The sequence below is a fragment of the Polaromonas sp. Polasp52 genome, assembly GCF_059491565.1.
In genome coordinates, this window is sequence record NZ_CP168513.1 from 2,097,702 (window position 1) to 2,112,190 (window position 14,489).

The following is a 14,489-nucleotide window of genomic DNA, read 5'->3' on the forward strand; positions in this document are numbered from 1 at the left end:
GCCACGATAGCGCCGCAAAATGCAGGCAGAACCACGCTACCTGGGCCGGGTCGACTACCTACCCACCTACGAAGCCATGCAGGCCTTCACGGCCGCCCGCCACCCGGGCGCCGATGAGGGCGAGCCCGACCAGCTGTGGATTTGCGAGCACCCGCCGGTCTATACCCAGGGCCTGGCGGGCAAGCCCGACCATGTGCTCAATCCCGGCGCCATCCCGGTGGTACAGACCAACCGCGGCGGCCAGGTGACTTACCACGGCCCCGGCCAGGTCGTGGCCTATCCGCTCATGGACTTGAAGCGCGCCGGCTACTACGTCAAGGAATACGTCTACCGCATCGAAGAATCCGTCATCAAGACCCTGGCGCACTTCGGCGTCACCGGCCACCGCGTGGCCGGCTCGCCCGGCATTTATGTGCGCCTGGACGACCCGGCCTCGCACGCCGCACTGACCGGCCCGCTGCACCCTGCCGACCCGTTTCGCGGCCTGGGCAAGATCGCGGCGCTGGGCATCAAGATCAGCCGGCACTGCACCTACCACGGCGTGGCGCTCAATGTGGCCATGGACCTGGAACCCTTCTCGCGCATCAACCCTTGCGGTTACGTAGGACTGCAAACCACAGACCTTTCTACAATCGGGGTATCGGCAAGCTGGCAGGAAGCCGCGGATGTGCTGGGCCGCAAGCTCGCCACCTACCTGGCGCCCTGAGCCACCTGCCGCCAACACGAAACACATTCATGAGCACACCCGACCCCCTCCAAACCACGGCCAACCCCGTGGTCCGCGAAGTCCAGGCCCTGGAAGGCTACAACCCGCTGGCCAAACAAAAGGCCGCGGCCAAGCTCTCGCGCATCCCCGTCAAGGTGGTGCAGGGCGAAATGCTCAAGAAGCCCGACTGGATTCGCGTCAAGGCCGGCAGCCCGACCACGCGCTTTTACGAGATCAAGCAGATCCTGCGCGAGAACAAGCTCAACACCGTCTGCGAAGAAGCCAGCTGCCCCAATATCGGCGAATGTTTCGGCAAGGGCACGGCCACCTTCATGATCATGGGCGACAAATGCACGCGCCGCTGCCCCTTCTGCGACGTGGGCCACGGCCGGCCCGACCCGCTGGACGTCAACGAGCCACTGAACCTGGCGAAAACCATCGCGGCGCTGAAGCTCAAGTACGTGGTGATCACCAGCGTGGACCGCGACGACCTGCGCGACGGCGGCAGCGGCCATTTTGTCGAATGCATCCAGAAAATCCGCGAGCTCTCGCCCGCCACCACGATTGAAATCCTGGTGCCCGACTTCCGCGGCCGCGACGACCGCGCGCTTGAGATCCTGAAAGCCGCGCCGCCCGACGTGATGAACCACAACCTGGAAACCGCGCCGCGCCTCTACAAAGAAGCGCGCCCCGGCAGCGACTACGCCTTCAGCCTCAACCTGCTCAAGAAGTTCAAGGCCCTGCATCCCGAGGTGCCGACCAAGAGCGGCATCATGGTCGGCCTGGGCGAGACCGACGAGGAAATCCTGCAGGTGATGCGCGACATGCGCGCCCACAACATCGACATGCTGACCATAGGCCAGTACCTCGCGCCTTCGACCAGCCACCTGCCGGTGCGCCGCTACGTGCACCCCGACACCTTCAAAATGTTCGAAGAGGAAGCCTACAAGATGGGCTTTACCCACGCCGCCGTGGGCGCCATGGTGCGCAGCAGCTACCATGCCGACCAGCAGGCCCACGCCGCCGGCGTGGCCGACAAGGCCGACGCGGCTGCCGCCGCCCTTTGATCCACGGAGCATGAACGCGCCGCAAGGCTCCCTGTCGCTGCGCCGCTACGGTGCTTCCCACGGCAGCCATGCGCACCCGCATTTCCAGGTCCTGCTGGGCCTGGACGGCGTGCTCGAACTCGAAGTGCGGGGGCGCGGGCGCCGCGTCGCGGCCGGCCAGGGCTGCGTGATCGCGCCCGGCGAGCACCACGACTTTGAATCGCGCGAAGGCAGCCGCTGCATCGTGCTGGACACCCCGCATACCGGCTGGGCGCGCTGCGCCGCCGACCCGACCCATGCCGCGCAGGCCCTGGCCCTGGGCAACTACCTGGCCCATGCGCTGCAGCAGCGCGGCAGCCTGGCCCAGCACTACGGCCCGGCCCTGCTGCTGGAATCCTGGCAGCCGCTGGCGCCGCACGCGCCGCGCACCACGCGCTACCGCCGCCCCATAGACTGGGAACAGCTGGCCGCCTGGACGCAGCAGCGCCTGCACGAACCGCTCAGCGTGGCGCAACTCGCTGCCCAGGTGTTTTTAAGCCCCACGCAGTTCGCCGCGCGCTGCCGGCGCGAAACCGGCCTGAGCGTGATGCACTGGCTGCGCCGGCAACGCCTGGACCTGGCCTTGCAACTGCGCGGCCGAGGCATGAGCGTGGCCGACACCGCGCTGCACTGCGGCTACCACTCGCCCTCGGCGCTGACGGCCGCCCTTAAGCGGCAGTCACAGCCTCAATAGCGGTAGGGGTTGTTGGGCCGGCGGTCGTAGCGGTCGCTGACACCGTCGCCGTCACGGTCATAACGCGGGCCCGGGCCGGGGCCGCCGCGGTAGTGAGGCCCGTTGTCGTAAGGCACGGGATAGGCTACGCAGCCCGACAAGGCCAGAAAGCCCACGAGCGAGAGCAGGAGGATGGAAAGTTTTTTCATGAGGGTCTCCTTGAGGCTGCGGGCCTCGGTGTGTTGTCAGAACATCTGCACCCTCATTGAACGCGCCACTCGCGCCCGGGAGGTGTCCGGCACACGCCCGCCAGGTGAAACTGGTTACCGGATGTAGGCATTCCTGTAGGACGGCAGGCGCACATGGCTCTGGCACGGGCCTTGAACGTCGTTGCGCGCTGGAACAGCGTTGTTGCGCGACGATGCCAGTCGCGGCGGCTTTTATGCTCGCGGCATGCCTGCCAATCTTTATGCACTGGGCGCCATCGCCCTCTGGGCCCTGCTTGCCTCGCTCGGGGTCTCGCTCAAACATGTTCCGCCTTTTCTGCTGACCGGTGTGGCGCTGCTGGTCGGCAGCCTGCTGGCCCTGCCTTTTGTGCTGCGGGACCGCGCCTTGTGGAAGATTCCCGCCGCCACGCTGGCCCTGGGCGTCTACGGCCTTTTCGGTTTTCACTTTCTGCTCTTTATCGCGCTGCGCCACGCGCCCGCCGTCGAGGCCAACCTGGTCAACTACCTCTGGCCGCTGTTCATGGTGGTGCTGGCGCCGCTGTTTCTTCGCGGCGTGCGGCTGCGCGGCGTGCATGTGGCCGCGGCCCTGCTGGGTTTTGCCGGCGCGGCGATTGCCATCCTGGGCGCGGCCGGCGGGGCCGCCGCGAGCGGCTGGTCCTGGGGCTACCTGCCGGCGCTGGGCTCGGCCTTGATCTGGGCCAGCTACTCGCTGCTGACAAAGCGCGTGCCGGCTTTTCCCACCGCGGCCATAGGCTTGTTCGGCTTGGTGTCGGGCCTGCTCTCGCTGCTGTGCCACTGGGCGCTGGAGCCGGCGGCGGCCCTGTCGGCGCAAGACGGGCTGCTGCTGGCCGTGATGGGCCTGGGCCCGCTGGGCGCGGCTTTTTTCCTTTGGGACAAGGCCCTCAAGCTCGGCGACGCGCGGCAGATAGGCATCCTGAGCTACCTCACGCCGCTGGGCTCCACCGCGCTGCTGATGGGGGTCAGCGGCCGCGCGCTGAGCTGGAGCATAGGCCTGGCGGCGGCGATGATCATAGGCGCGGCGGTGCTGGGCACGCGGGCACGCTAGGCCGCGCCGCGAGCGCGCGGCTGGCCAGTGCCAGGGCCAGTGCCGCGGCGGCCAGCACGGCCGCGACCGCGAAGCTGATGCGCATGCCGCCGGCCACCGCTTCAGGGCTGGCCGCCGTGATGTCGCTGGCCGCCGAGGCAAAAGCGAACACCGCGCCCATGACGGAAGCACCCGTGATCAGCCCCAGGTTGCGCGACAAATTGAGCAGGCCGGAGACCACACCGCGCCTGTCCGCCTGTACATCCACCATCACGGCAGTGTTGTTGGCCGCCTGGAACAGCTGGTAGCCCGGCGTCAGCACGGCGATGGCGGCGATATAACCCACCAGGCCGAACAAGCCCGGCAGAACCGAAAGCGCGAGAGAGCCCGCCACCATGGCGGCCAGGCCCAGGGCGACCATGGCCGGCGCGCCCAGGCGGTCGACCAGCCGGCCGGCCAGCACGCCGCTCAGCGCGGAAATCACCGGCCCCACCGACAGCACCAACCCCACCATGGCCGTGCCCAGCCCCAGCGCGCGGGACAAATAGAAAGGCCCGACCACCAGCGTCGCCATCATCACCGTGGCGACCAGCACATTCATCACCAGGCTGGCGCTCAGCATGCGGTCGCGAAACATCGCCAGCCGCAGCAGCGGCGACGCGACCCGCGACTGGGCCAACACAAACAGGGCCGCGCCCAGGGCCGCCGCCAGCAACAGCGCGATATTGAGCGAACCGAAACTGCCGCGCCCCAGGGTCACGGCCAGCGCATAGGCCGCGAGCGCCAGGGCCAGCAGCAGCGTGCCCAGCGCATCAAAACCGGCTTTGCCGTTTTTTTCGGCACCGGCCGCGCGATCCGGCGGCAGGTGGCGCCAGGCCAGGAACAAGGCCAGCAGGCCCAGCGGCAGATTGACAAAAAACAGCGCTCGCCAGCCCAGGCCGGCGATCAGCACGCCGCCCAGCGAGGGGCCCAGGGCGGTGCCCACCGCCGACATGGTGCCCAGCAGGCCCATGGCGCTGCCGGTCCTGGCCTTGGGCACCGTCTCGCCGACAAAAGCCATGGTCAGCGCCATCATCACGGCGGCGCCCAGACCCTGCAGCGCGCGCGCCGCGACCAGCAGCCCCAGGGTGGGCGCGGCGGCGCACAGCAGCGAAGCCGCCGTGAACAGGCTGATGCCGGCCAGCAGCAGGCGCCGCCGCCCGAACATGTCGCCCAGCCGCCCGGCGCCCACGATCAGGGTGGTGATGGCCAGCAGGTAGGCCAGGACTATCCACTGCACCTCTTGAAAGGAGGCATTGAAGGCCTGCGCCAGCGTGGGCAGGCCCACATTGGCGGTGCTGGTGCCCAGCGCGGACAGCAGCATGGACAGCGACAGGCTGGCCAGCGCCCAGCGAGCCGAGGGCGGCAGGGGCGGCGATGCCGTGCCGGCACCGGGTTGTGTAGGGATTGGCTTGGACATGGACTCCGCTCTCATATTTAGTTAGACAAAACCCGCAACAGGGCTGCCTGAAGCGTAGGTTTTTGCCAGCCATAGCGGAAGACGCAGCATTTGCACTTTATTCGTGCGTTTGACGCCATACCAGGCCCAAATGCGCTATGGTGCGGGCATGTCCATGCCCGATTTCAACCTGCTGGTGGTCCTCGACGTGCTGCTCGCCGAAGGCAGCGTGGCCGGGGCGGCCAGGCGTTTGCGGCTCAGCCCCTCGGCCATGAGCCGGGCGCTGGCCCGCCTGCGCGAGACCACGGGCGACCCGCTGCTGGTCAGGGCCGGGCGCGGCCTGGTTCCCACGCCCCGGGCGATTGAGCTGCGCGAGCGGGTCGGCCGGTTGGTGCAAGACGCCGAAGCCGTGCTGCGCCCCGCCGAAAAGCTGGACCTGGCCCAACTGGTGCGCACCTTCACCCTGCGCACCCGCGAAGGTTTTGTGGAAAACTTCGGGCCCGCGCTGCTGGCCCGCATAGGCGCCGAAGCGCCCGGCGTGCGCCTGTGTTTTGTGCAGAAACTCGACAAGGACAGCACAGCGCTGCGCGACGGCGACGTCGACCTGGAAACCGGTGTGATCGGCAAGGCCACCGCGCCTGAGCTGCGCGTGCAGGCCCTGTTCCGCGACCGCTTCATAGGCGTGGTGCGCCAGGGCCACCCGCTGGCCGAAGGCGAGATCACACCCGCACGTTACGCGGCCGCCAGGCACATCGCCGTCTCGCGGCGCGGCCTGGGCGCCGAGCCGGTGGACGAGGCCCTGGCGCCGCTGGGCCTGCAAAGAGAGATTGCCGCCATCGTCGGCAGTTTTTCGGCCGCGCTGGCCCTGGCCGATGCGTCCGACCTGGTCGCCAGCCTGCCCGAACGCCATACCGGCAAGCTGCGCGCCGGCATGCTGAGCTTTGCCCTGCCGGTCGCCACGCCCGAGTTCACCGTGTCCTTGCTGTGGCACCCGCGCCTGGATGCCGACCCGGCGCACCGCTGGCTGCGCGCCTGCGTGCGCGAGGTGTGTGCCGGGCAGTCAGTAGCGCTCTAGCGCCACAGCACCTGCACCGCCAGCCCCGGCGCCGCATTGCGCACCTCCAGCGCCGTGCCGTGCGCCTGCGCCACCAGCCGGCACAAGTACATGCCCAGGCCGACACCGCCGGTGGCGCGCTGGCGTGCGCCGTCGGTGCGGAAAAACGGCTCGGTCAGGTGCGCCAGCTGCGCCGGGTCCACGCCGGGGCCGAAGTCGCGCACCTCCAGCATCACGCCGCCGCCCTCCCCAGCCTGCAGCGACAGGCGCGGCGGCTGGGCCGCGCCGGCGCTGTAGCGCAGCGCGTTGTCCAGCAGGTTGCGCAGCAGCAGGCGCACGCGCATGCGGTCCAGCGCCAGCGCCGGCTGGGCGGGCGCCAGGTCCAGCACCACGGCGGCCGCCTGCGGCATGTCGGCCGCCACCTCGCGCGCCAGCGCGGCCAGGTCCACGGTCTCGCGCTGCAGCGCCGCATGCGGGCTGGCCAGGCGTTCGCTTTCCAGCAGGTCGCTGATCAGGTCGCGCATCTCGCCGAGGTCGCGCAGCAGCGCCTCGCGCTCGCGCGGCGCGCTGCCCTCGCCCTGCACCGGCAGCAGCTCGGCATTGAGGCGCGCGCGCGTCAGCGGCGAGCGCAACTCGTGGCTCAGCGCCAGCAGCAGCCCGCGCTTGGCGTCCAGCATGGCCTTGATGTCGTGCGCCATGGTATTGATGCGCGCGGCCAGGTCGCCGAGCTCGTCGCGCCGGCGCAGCGGGATGGGCGTGTCAAACACGCCGCGGCCGAAACGCTCAGCCCCGGCGCGTATGTCGTCCAGCGGGCGCAGCAGGCGCCGCACATAGGCATAGGCGCCCACCAGCAGGCACAACAGCAGCGACAGCGTGATCCAGCCGAACATGCCGTGCGAGGGAATGGTGCCGGGGCCGAACACCACCTTGTGGCCGTCGGCCGTGGTGCGGCTGAGCCACTCGCTGGCGCGGCCGCCGAAGAACTGCCGGTCCGGGTGCGACTGCCAGTTGACCTGCGGCCCCTCTATGCGTATCGAGATCGGCAGCCGCGCCGCCAGCGCCTGCGCGCGGCCCAGGTCGGGCGGCGAGCCGAGGTCGGCCACCAGCCGGTCCATATAGTCGCTCACCAGGGGCCTGGCCGCGTCGCGCCAGCCGCTGGAAAACGCGCGCTGCATGCCGCTCATGAAGACCGCGCCCATGGCCAGCGCCAGCAGCAGGAAGACCGTGATCAGGCGCAGCCGCAGCGAATGCCCCCAGCGGCGGCGCCAGCGCTCGGGCCGCGAAGGGCGGCAGCGGTTTCGCCTCATGGCGCGCCCGGCTTGCCCACCGCCAGCGTGTAGCCGGCGTTGCGCAGCGTCTTGATGCAGTCCAGCGGCTCGAGTTTTTTACGCAGCCGGCTCACCACGATGTCGACGGCGCGCGTGTACAGCTCGGCCTCGTGGCCGCGCAGGCGGTTGAGGATGTCGTCGCGGTTGAAGACCTTGCCCGGGTCGGCCGCCAGCAGCGCCAGCAGCTCGAACTCGGTGCCGGTCAGCTCCACCTTCTCGCCCAGGCGCAGCACCTCGCGGGTTTCGAGGTTGATCGCCAGGCCCTCAAACACCCGGCGCGGACCAGCCGCCGGTGCCACGGCGCGCTGGCGCCGCAAAATGGTCTGCACGCGCGCCACCAGCTCGCGCGGCTCAAAGGGCTTGGGCAGGTAGTCGTCGGCGCCCAGCTCCAGGCCGACCACACGGTCCATCACGTCGCCGCGCGCGGTCAGCATGATGACCGGGATGTCGCTTTCCTTGCGGATCTCGCGGCACAGCGCGAAGCCGTCCATCTCAGGCAGCATGACGTCCAGGATGGCCGCGTCGTAAGTGCCGGCGCGCAGTTTGGCCAGGCCCTCGCCGGGGCGCAGGGCGCTGTCCAGCACAAAGTCAAAACGCGCGAAGTAGGCGGCCAGCGGCGCGGCCAGGTGCTCGTCGTCGTCGATCAGGAGTATGCGGGGCATGCAACCATCATAGGGAGAAATCGCGGCCCGCCTCAGGCGTGCGCGCGGCGCGCGAAGTACAGCCCCGCCAGCAGCAAGGCGGCCAGCGCGAAATGAAACACCAGGTCGGGCGCCGACTGCGGCCCTATGCCGACGGCGATGGTGAACAGGCCCACCAGCGTGCCCAGCAGCGCGAAGCCCTGGCCCAGCAGCGCCAGCCTGCGCGTGCGTGCGGACCACAGCAGGCTCAGGGCCCAGGCTGCCAGCAGCACCACGGCAATCACCGCCTCGGCAATGCGGGCCTGGCCATGGGCATGGCCTTGCAGCAACAGGCCGGCATGCACCATGGAGGCCGCGCCCAGCAGGCCGGCCTCCAGCAGCAGAAAACCACGCAGCATGCGCGAGGCCTGGGCAGCCATCACCATGGGTCCTGCGGTCCGAGCCGGCCCAGGTGGGTATGGCCAAAACCCGCACCGTACTTGAGGCCGTAGCCGAGCAGGCGGTCAAAGCCGATGTGCGCGCACCAGACCAGCGCCGCGGCCAGCAGCAGGGGCGAAGCACCGACCACGCCCACGGCCAGCAGGCCGACGGCGCCTAGATAGGAATGCGCCGCGTTGTAAACCAGCGCACCCCAGCGCGGCCCGGCCAGGTAAGCCGCGAAGGACAGGTCGGGCAGCAGGAACAGCGCCGCGAACCAGCCCCAGCCCGCGCCGAACTGGGCATAGGCCGCCACCGAGGCGGCCAGCACCATCAGCCCCTCGGCGCGCAGCAGCAGGCGCACGCCGCCATTGGCGCTGCCGGGCTCCGCCGCCGCCTCGCGGCGCACGGGCCGCGCCACGCGGCCGGGCAGAAAGACCAGCGCCTCAGCCACGGTAGCCCCAGCGGCGGCCGCGCTCCATGAAGTCGCGCACTTTCTGCTGCTGCTCGGGCCGCAGGTTGTCGAAGAAATCGGCCGCGGCGGCGATCACCTCGGGGCTGCCGGACTGCAGGGCCGCGGTTTTTTCGTCGATCAGCTTTTTGGCGCCGGCCTGGTCCAGCTTGTTGCCGGCAAACAGGCCGCGAAAGGCCTCGCGCGGCTCGGTGGTGCCGCGCAAGGCGGTGCGCTGGGCCTGCAGCTTGTCGGCCAGCACGGCGAGCTTTTGTTTCTGCGCGGCGTCCAGGTCCAGGCGCGAGCCGATTTTTTCGACGATGCGGGCGCGCGCTTCGGGTGAGCCCGGGTCACCATGCCAGCCGTGGCCGCCGTGCGAGCAGGCGCCCAGGCTGCCGATGATGAGCGCCCCGCCAAACAGGCCGAGCAGGGTTTTTTTGATGCGGTGTTTCATGAAGAGCCTTGCGGGAGGTGTTGAGGTTCTTCATGGTGCCCGCGCCGGGCGCGGCGGTGTTTTCGCGCCGGTTGCGGCATGTTTCGCTTTGTTTCGGCGGGGCTCTTCCCCTAAGATAGGCGGCGAGAACAAGGGCCGGGGGGCCCGAGGAGGGATCAAACACATGGATCGTCGACGTTTTCTGCAGCGCGCCGCAGCAGCACCGGCCGCCGCGCTGGCCACCCTGAGCCTGCCGGCTTTTTCACAAGCTTTGCCCGCAAGTGCCGCCGACCCGGCCGCGCGCGCCGCCTCCATCGAAGCCTGGCGGCAACGGCTGCAGGGCATGCTCGACAAGGGCCGCCTGCCCATCATCGACATGGAGGCCACCTATGTGGCCGGCACCACCAACATCCCCCAGATCATGGCCTGGATGGACGAGACCGACATTGCGCAGATCGCTTTTGCGCCGGCCTTTTCACCGGACTCCGAGCCCTCGCTGGAGCTGCACCGCCAGTACCCCGGCTATTTCATCCCCACGACCAGCAGCGGCGAGTTCCCGCGCTGGTGGAACAACCCCGACGCCTTTGTGAGCAAGGTGGCCGGCGACCTCAAGACCGGCCGCTACCACACCATGGGGGAGTACGAATTTCGCCACTACCCCTCTCCCGAGCAGGTTGAAGCCCGCAACTTCGCCCGCGACATCACCGTGCCGCTGGACGGGCCCGCGGGCCAGGCGCTGTTCCAGCTCAGCGAGGACACCGGCACGGCCTTCCAGATCCACTACGAAATCGAAGACAGCCTGCTCCCGGTGCTGGAAGGCATGCTGGCGCGCTACCCCAAGGCGCAGGTCATCTGGTGCCACCTGGGCATGGTCCGCTACCCGGAGCGCGCCAAGACCTACAACCCCGCTTACGTGGCCTCGCTGATCACACGCTTTCCCGGCCTGCATTTCGACCTGGCGGTGCCGCGTCCCGAGAACATCTACCGTCCTTCGGGCGCGCGCGACTCCACCCTCTTCCAGGGCGGGCGGCTGGGCAGCGAATGGCAGGCTTTGCTGGAGAAATTTCCCGAGCGCTTTGTGGCGGCCAGCGACTACCGGCCGCCGGTCGAATCCATGTACCGGACCGCCATGGGCCGGCAACGCAACCTGATCCTGGCGCCGCTCAGCGAAGCCGCGCGCCACAAGATCGCCTATGGCAATGCCTGGCGGCTGGTGACCGGGAAGAACTGGGGCGCCTGAACGCTCAGGCGGACTGCAGCAGCGCGGCCGGGTCCTCGCTGGCCAGCACCTGTTCGGCCCAGGGCTGCAGCTTGGAGGCGTCGGCGCGCAGGATCTGCTGCTTGACCGCCAGGATTTGCGAGGGATGCATGGAAAAGCTGCGCAGGCCCAGGCCCAGCAGCAGCCGCGTCATGCCCACGTCGCCGGCCATCTCGCCGCAGACGCTCACGCCCTTGCCCTGGGCATCGCATTCGGCAATGGTGTCGGCGATCAGGCGCAGCACCGCCGGGTGGCAGGGGTCGTACAGGTGCGAGACCGCCTCGTCGGCGCGGTCTATGGCCAGCGTGTACTGGATCAGGTCGTTGGTGCCTATCGACAAAAAGTCGAAGTACTTCAGGAACAGCTTGAGCGTGAGCGCGGCCGCCGGGATTTCAATCATCGCGCCCAGGCGCACCGGGCCATAGGGCGTGCCGTTGTTGTCCAGCGTGGCGCGCGCATGGTCTATCAGCGACATGGTCTGGCGGATTTCCGTGGCGTGCGCCAGCATGGGCACCAGCAGGTTGACCTGGCCGTGCGCGGCCGCGCGCAGGATGGCGCGCAGCTGCGTGAGGAACATGGGCGGGTCCGCCAGGCTCCAGCGTATGGCGCGCAGGCCCAGCGCCGGGTTCAAATGGGTGTCCTGGGCCTTGGCATGGCGGTCCAGCGGCTTGTCCGAGCCTATGTCCACCGTGCGTATGGTGACCGGCAGCCCGTGCATGCCTTCAATCGCCTTGCGGTAGGCCTGGTACTGCTCTTCCTCGTCGGGCAGCTTGCCGCTGCGCCCCATGAACAGGAATTCGCTGCGGAACAGCCCGACGCCGACCGCGCCGGCCGTCACCGCGCCCAGGGTGTCCTCGGGCATTTCAATATTCGCCAGCAGCTCCACGCGCTGCCCGTCAATCGTCAGCGAGGGGGTGTTCTTGAGCCGGTTCAGGCGCTGGCGCTCCAGCTCGCCCTGGCGCTGCTTGAAGCCGTACTCGGCCAGGATGATGGGCGAGGGATCGACGATCAGCACGCCGGCATCGCCGTCGATGATGACCCAGTCGTCCTGCTTGATCAGCTGGCTGGCGCTGCGCGCGCCCACCACGGCCGGGATGTCCATGCTGCGCGCCACGATGGCGGTGTGCGAGGTCTTGCCGCCCACGTCGGTGGCAAAACCCGCGAACAGGCTTTGCTTGAACTGCAGCATGTCGGCCGGCGAGAGGTCGTGCGCCACCAGCACCAGCGGCACGTCGGTGGTGTCGTCCAGCAGAAGGTCCTGCTGCGAGAGCTTGCGGCCCGCGCCCGCCTGGGCGGCCGGCTGCACTGGCGAGGCCACGCCCTTCATGTGGCGCAGGATGCGCTCGACCACCTGCTCGAGGTCGGCCTTGCGCTCGCGCAGGTACTCGTCCTCCATGTCGTCGAACTGGCGCGCGATGATTTCGTACTGCGTGGTCAGCGCCCACTCGGCGTTGTAGTGGCGGTCGACGATCCAGTGCTTGACGCCGCTGATCAGCTGCTCGTCCTGCAGCAGCATCAGGTGCACGTCCAGCAAGGCGGCCAGCTCGTGCGGCGCGTCCTTGGGCAGGTCCTGCTGCAGGCGCGTGATTTCCTCCATCACCGCGTTGCGCGAAATCCGCACCCGCGTGATCTCATCGGCCGTCTTGTCGTCCTCGATGAAATAGTGCGCCACGTCGGCGCGGCTGGATGCGACCAGCACGGCACGGCCTATCGCGATACCCCGCGAGACGGCAAGACCGTGGACTGAAAAGGTCACTCGCCTTCCCCAAACTTGTCGGCGATGAGCGCCAGGATGGCCTCCATCGCGGCCTGTTCATCGTTGCCGTTGGTCTCGACCTCGACGGTGCTACCCAGGCCGGCGGCCAGCATCATGACGCCCATGATGCTTTTGGCATTGACGCGGCGCTCGCCCTTGCTCATCCAGACTTCGCAGCCGAAGCTGCCGGCGAGTTTGGTGAGTTTGGCGGAGGCGCGGGCGTGCAGGCCCAGCTTATTGCTGATGTTCGTGCTGGTCTTGATCATGGTTTCGGCGCACCTGGTTTTGCGGTGCGGTAATGGCGACTTGCATCACGCCCTGCGTGGCGCCTATGAGGGCGCGCGCCACCAGGGCGTCGAGCGACTCGTGCCGGTAAGACACGGTGCGCAGCAGCATGGGCAGGTTGATGCCGGTGATGAGTTTGGAATGAACGCCGTCGACGAGTTTTTGCGCCACGTTGCAAGGCGTGGCCCCGAAGACGTCGGCCAGCACCAGCGCATGCGAGGTGCCCAGCTGGGCCAGCATGATGCGGGCCTGGGCCAGGGTTTCCTCGGGCGGCATGTTGGGTTGCACGTCCAGCGCGGCGACGCCGGGCGCGTTGTCGGGGAAGACATGCAGCACGCACTGGCGCAGGGCGGAGGCCAGCGGGGCGTGGGCGATGATGAAGATGCCGTTCATGGGTTTTCGGGTTCCACTGAATTATCGGCGCGCACACTGAGGAAATACCCATATGAGGCGATACAACAACACAATAACACCCCCATGGCCGCCTGGAAGCTCGCCAGCGTGCCCAGGCCCAGGGCGGCAAACACGTCGATCAGCAGGCCTATGCCCCACTGCACGACAAACACGCCGGCAAAAATCATGAGGTTGTAGGCCGACAGCGCCCGCCCCGCCAGCGAAGGCTTGAAGGCCATGCCCACCGCCGGCTGCGCCAGGCCCATCACGCTGCAGCCCATGCAGAACAAGGCCCAGCCCAGCCAGCCGGTGGACGCGCCCGCCGCGATGTTAAAGGCCAGCACCGCGATGCTGACGGGCACGCCCCAGGTGATCAGCCGGTCCGCCGACCAACCCTGGCGCGACAGCCAGGGATTGACCATGCCCCAGCTCCAGAAGGTCAGCAGCATGGTGGCATTGATATAGAAGAGGCCCGTGGCGGCCTCAAGCGGCGTGTAACCTGCGACCTTGACCATCCAGGGCCCGGCCCACAAGGTCTGCACCGCGACCAGCCCGCCGTAGTTGAAGAAGGCCATGGGCGTCATCTTGCGGAAATAGCGGCTGCGCCAGATGGGCGCGTAACCGGACTCTCCGGCCTCCCCGGCCGGCCCCGCGGCATGGCCGGTTTTCCACGCGGGCGCCACCCAGGCGATGGCCGCCATGGACAGCACAATCATGGCCGCCAGTATCCAGAACAGCGGCCGCCAGCCCGTGACCGGCATCAGCCACTGCACCGGCAGGGTGGAGGCCAGCATGCCCAGCGAGCCCGTCATCAGCATCCAGGAATTGGCGCGCAAGACCGTGCCCGGCTCGAACCAGCGTCGGTAGCCCGTGAGCGGCGCCATCAGGCAGGCGCTCACGCCCATGCCCACCAGCACACGCGCCGCCAGCAGCCAGGCAAAACTGGTCGCCAGCGAAAACGCCAGGCAGCCCAGCACGGCAATGCTTAAAAAACTCAGGATCACGCGCTTGGGCCCATGGCGGTCCAGCCAGGTGCCCAGCGGCAGCTGCGTGGCCGCAAAACCCAGGAAATAACCGCCGGCCAGCAGCCCCAGGTCGCGCGCATGCAGCGAAAACTCCTGCGTCAGCACCGGCGACAAGGTGGCCGTGATGGCCCGCACCAGCGCCGAGCAAAAGTAGGCCGCGGCAAAGGCCAGGAACACAATGGCGCCCGTCCACGCATCCAGCCGGCCGGCTTCGGACGGCGCGGCCGATGCATTGCGCGCGGCGGACATAGAGGTTTGGGCGCTCGTCATTCGA

At 68.6% G+C, this 14,489-nt stretch carries 17 protein-coding genes; 6 read left to right on the forward strand and 11 right to left on the reverse strand.

Translation table 11 applies throughout. From position 1 onward, the window contains the following. Positions 1-19: 19 nt before the first annotated feature. Genes lipB through ACEN9P_RS09750 form a run of 3 tightly spaced genes read left to right on the forward strand, consistent with a single transcriptional unit; the run spans position 20 to position 2,485 of the window. A complete protein-coding gene (gene lipB, locus ACEN9P_RS09740) occupies positions 20-706 on the forward strand; it encodes a lipoyl(octanoyl) transferase LipB (protein WP_495621833.1) in 687 nt (228 codons plus the stop codon). A gap of 29 nt (positions 707-735) precedes the next feature. Then, entirely contained in the window at positions 736-1,773 is a 1,038-nt protein-coding gene (lipA, locus tag ACEN9P_RS09745; RefSeq protein ID WP_477663885.1) for a lipoyl synthase, read from the forward strand. Between the two features lie 10 nt (positions 1,774-1,783). After that, positions 1,784-2,485 carry a helix-turn-helix domain-containing protein gene (locus tag ACEN9P_RS09750; RefSeq protein ID WP_477663886.1) on the forward strand — a complete coding sequence of 234 codons (702 nt, stop codon included), beginning with the start codon at positions 1,784-1,786 and terminating at the stop codon, positions 2,483-2,485. Here the strand turns inward: ACEN9P_RS09750 and ACEN9P_RS09755 are convergent. Continuing rightward, the gene (locus ACEN9P_RS09755; RefSeq protein ID WP_007868991.1) at positions 2,479-2,673 is read right to left on the reverse strand and encodes a hypothetical protein; all 195 of its coding nucleotides are present in this window, start codon (positions 2,671-2,673) and stop codon (positions 2,479-2,481) included. The two genes, ACEN9P_RS09750 and ACEN9P_RS09755, sit on opposite strands and share 7 nt — an antisense overlap. A 244-nt stretch (positions 2,674-2,917) precedes the next feature. On the opposite strand from ACEN9P_RS09755, the gene ACEN9P_RS09760 reads away from it, so the two are divergent. Next, on the forward strand, positions 2,918-3,757 hold the full coding sequence (locus ACEN9P_RS09760) for a DMT family transporter (RefSeq protein WP_477663887.1): 840 nt from the start codon (positions 2,918-2,920) through the stop codon (positions 3,755-3,757). On the opposite strand, the gene ACEN9P_RS09765 is transcribed toward ACEN9P_RS09760, so the two are convergent. Beyond that, on the reverse strand, positions 3,720-5,195 hold the full coding sequence (locus ACEN9P_RS09765) for an MFS transporter (RefSeq protein WP_495621834.1): 1,476 nt from the start codon (positions 5,193-5,195) through the stop codon (positions 3,720-3,722). The two genes, ACEN9P_RS09760 and ACEN9P_RS09765, sit on opposite strands and share 38 nt — an antisense overlap. A gap of 148 nt (positions 5,196-5,343) precedes the next feature. Here ACEN9P_RS09765 and ACEN9P_RS09770 point away from each other — a divergent pair, with 148 nt between their 5' ends. Next, positions 5,344-6,249: a LysR family transcriptional regulator gene (locus tag ACEN9P_RS09770; RefSeq protein WP_477663889.1), complete on the forward strand. Its 906-nt coding sequence runs from the start codon at positions 5,344-5,346 to the stop codon at positions 6,247-6,249. Here the strand turns inward: ACEN9P_RS09770 and ACEN9P_RS09775 are convergent. The 5 genes from ACEN9P_RS09775 to ACEN9P_RS09795 are packed head-to-tail and all read right to left on the reverse strand — an operon-like array spanning position 6,246 to position 9,519. After that, positions 6,246-7,535, reverse strand: coding sequence for a sensor histidine kinase (locus tag ACEN9P_RS09775; RefSeq protein WP_495621835.1), 1,290 nt, complete (start codon positions 7,533-7,535; stop codon positions 6,246-6,248). The genes ACEN9P_RS09770 and ACEN9P_RS09775 overlap by 4 nt on opposite strands. Then, positions 7,532-8,218: a response regulator transcription factor gene (locus ACEN9P_RS09780; protein ID WP_477663891.1), complete on the reverse strand. Its 687-nt coding sequence runs from the start codon at positions 8,216-8,218 to the stop codon at positions 7,532-7,534. Before ACEN9P_RS09780 ends, ACEN9P_RS09775 begins: the two co-directional genes overlap by 4 nt. 32 nt (positions 8,219-8,250) lie before the next feature. Beyond that, entirely contained in the window at positions 8,251-8,616 is a 366-nt protein-coding gene (locus ACEN9P_RS09785; RefSeq protein ID WP_495621836.1) for a hypothetical protein, read from the reverse strand. Further along, on the reverse strand, positions 8,616-9,068 hold the full coding sequence (locus ACEN9P_RS09790; protein WP_495621837.1) for a DUF4260 domain-containing protein: 453 nt from the start codon (positions 9,066-9,068) through the stop codon (positions 8,616-8,618). The genes ACEN9P_RS09785 and ACEN9P_RS09790 overlap by 1 nt, the downstream gene beginning before the upstream one ends. After that, positions 9,061-9,519, reverse strand: coding sequence for a Spy/CpxP family protein refolding chaperone (locus tag ACEN9P_RS09795; RefSeq protein ID WP_477663894.1), 459 nt, complete (start codon positions 9,517-9,519; stop codon positions 9,061-9,063). The genes ACEN9P_RS09790 and ACEN9P_RS09795 overlap by 8 nt, the downstream gene beginning before the upstream one ends. 163 nt (positions 9,520-9,682) lie before the next feature. Here ACEN9P_RS09795 and ACEN9P_RS09800 point away from each other — a divergent pair, with 163 nt between their 5' ends. Continuing rightward, complete coding sequence (locus ACEN9P_RS09800; RefSeq protein WP_495621838.1) at positions 9,683-10,738, forward strand: amidohydrolase family protein; 1,056 nt, start codon at positions 9,683-9,685, stop codon at positions 10,736-10,738. 4 nt (positions 10,739-10,742) lie between these two features. Here the strand turns inward: ACEN9P_RS09800 and ptsP are convergent, their stop codons facing one another. Genes ptsP through ACEN9P_RS09820 form a run of 4 tightly spaced genes read right to left on the reverse strand, consistent with a single transcriptional unit; the run spans position 10,743 to position 14,485 of the window. Further along, complete coding sequence (gene ptsP / locus ACEN9P_RS09805; protein WP_413328656.1) at positions 10,743-12,512, reverse strand: phosphoenolpyruvate--protein phosphotransferase; 1,770 nt, start codon at positions 12,510-12,512, stop codon at positions 10,743-10,745. Then, a complete protein-coding gene (locus tag ACEN9P_RS09810; protein WP_007869021.1) occupies positions 12,509-12,778 on the reverse strand; it encodes an HPr family phosphocarrier protein in 270 nt (89 codons plus the stop codon). The genes ptsP and ACEN9P_RS09810 overlap by 4 nt, the downstream gene beginning before the upstream one ends. Next, on the reverse strand, positions 12,747-13,190 hold the full coding sequence (locus ACEN9P_RS09815; protein WP_477713814.1) for a PTS sugar transporter subunit IIA: 444 nt from the start codon (positions 13,188-13,190) through the stop codon (positions 12,747-12,749). Before ACEN9P_RS09815 ends, ACEN9P_RS09810 begins: the two co-directional genes overlap by 32 nt. After that, positions 13,187-14,485 (reverse strand): MFS transporter, encoded by a 1,299-nt coding sequence (locus ACEN9P_RS09820; protein ID WP_495621839.1) that lies wholly within the window; start codon positions 14,483-14,485, stop codon positions 13,187-13,189. The genes ACEN9P_RS09815 and ACEN9P_RS09820 overlap by 4 nt, the downstream gene beginning before the upstream one ends. Between the last annotated feature and the right edge of the window lie 4 nt (positions 14,486-14,489).

Coding starts and splice junctions, on each gene's coding strand:
- lipB (WP_495621833.1), top strand. CDS start 20: ATGCAGGCAGAACCACGCTACCTGGGCCGGGTCGACTACCTACCCACC.
- lipA (WP_477663885.1), top strand. CDS start 736: ATGAGCACACCCGACCCCCTCCAAACCACGGCCAACCCCGTGGTCCGC.
- ACEN9P_RS09750 (WP_477663886.1), top strand. CDS start 1,784: ATGAACGCGCCGCAAGGCTCCCTGTCGCTGCGCCGCTACGGTGCTTCC.
- ACEN9P_RS09755 (WP_007868991.1), bottom strand. CDS start 2,673: ATGAAAAAACTTTCCATCCTCCTGCTCTCGCTCGTGGGCTTTCTGGCC.
- ACEN9P_RS09760 (WP_477663887.1), top strand. CDS start 2,918: ATGCCTGCCAATCTTTATGCACTGGGCGCCATCGCCCTCTGGGCCCTG.
- ACEN9P_RS09765 (WP_495621834.1), bottom strand. CDS start 5,195: ATGTCCAAGCCAATCCCTACACAACCCGGTGCCGGCACGGCATCGCCG.
- ACEN9P_RS09770 (WP_477663889.1), top strand. CDS start 5,344: ATGTCCATGCCCGATTTCAACCTGCTGGTGGTCCTCGACGTGCTGCTC.
- ACEN9P_RS09775 (WP_495621835.1), bottom strand. CDS start 7,535: ATGAGGCGAAACCGCTGCCGCCCTTCGCGGCCCGAGCGCTGGCGCCGC.
- ACEN9P_RS09780 (WP_477663891.1), bottom strand. CDS start 8,218: ATGCCCCGCATACTCCTGATCGACGACGACGAGCACCTGGCCGCGCCG.
- ACEN9P_RS09785 (WP_495621836.1), bottom strand. CDS start 8,616: ATGGCTGCCCAGGCCTCGCGCATGCTGCGTGGTTTTCTGCTGCTGGAG.
- ACEN9P_RS09795 (WP_477663894.1), bottom strand. CDS start 9,519: ATGAAACACCGCATCAAAAAAACCCTGCTCGGCCTGTTTGGCGGGGCG.
- ACEN9P_RS09800 (WP_495621838.1), top strand. CDS start 9,683: ATGGATCGTCGACGTTTTCTGCAGCGCGCCGCAGCAGCACCGGCCGCC.
- ACEN9P_RS09810 (WP_007869021.1), bottom strand. CDS start 12,778: ATGATCAAGACCAGCACGAACATCAGCAATAAGCTGGGCCTGCACGCC.
- ACEN9P_RS09815 (WP_477713814.1), bottom strand. CDS start 13,190: ATGAACGGCATCTTCATCATCGCCCACGCCCCGCTGGCCTCCGCCCTG.
- ACEN9P_RS09820 (WP_495621839.1), bottom strand. CDS start 14,485: ATGACGAGCGCCCAAACCTCTATGTCCGCCGCGCGCAATGCATCGGCC.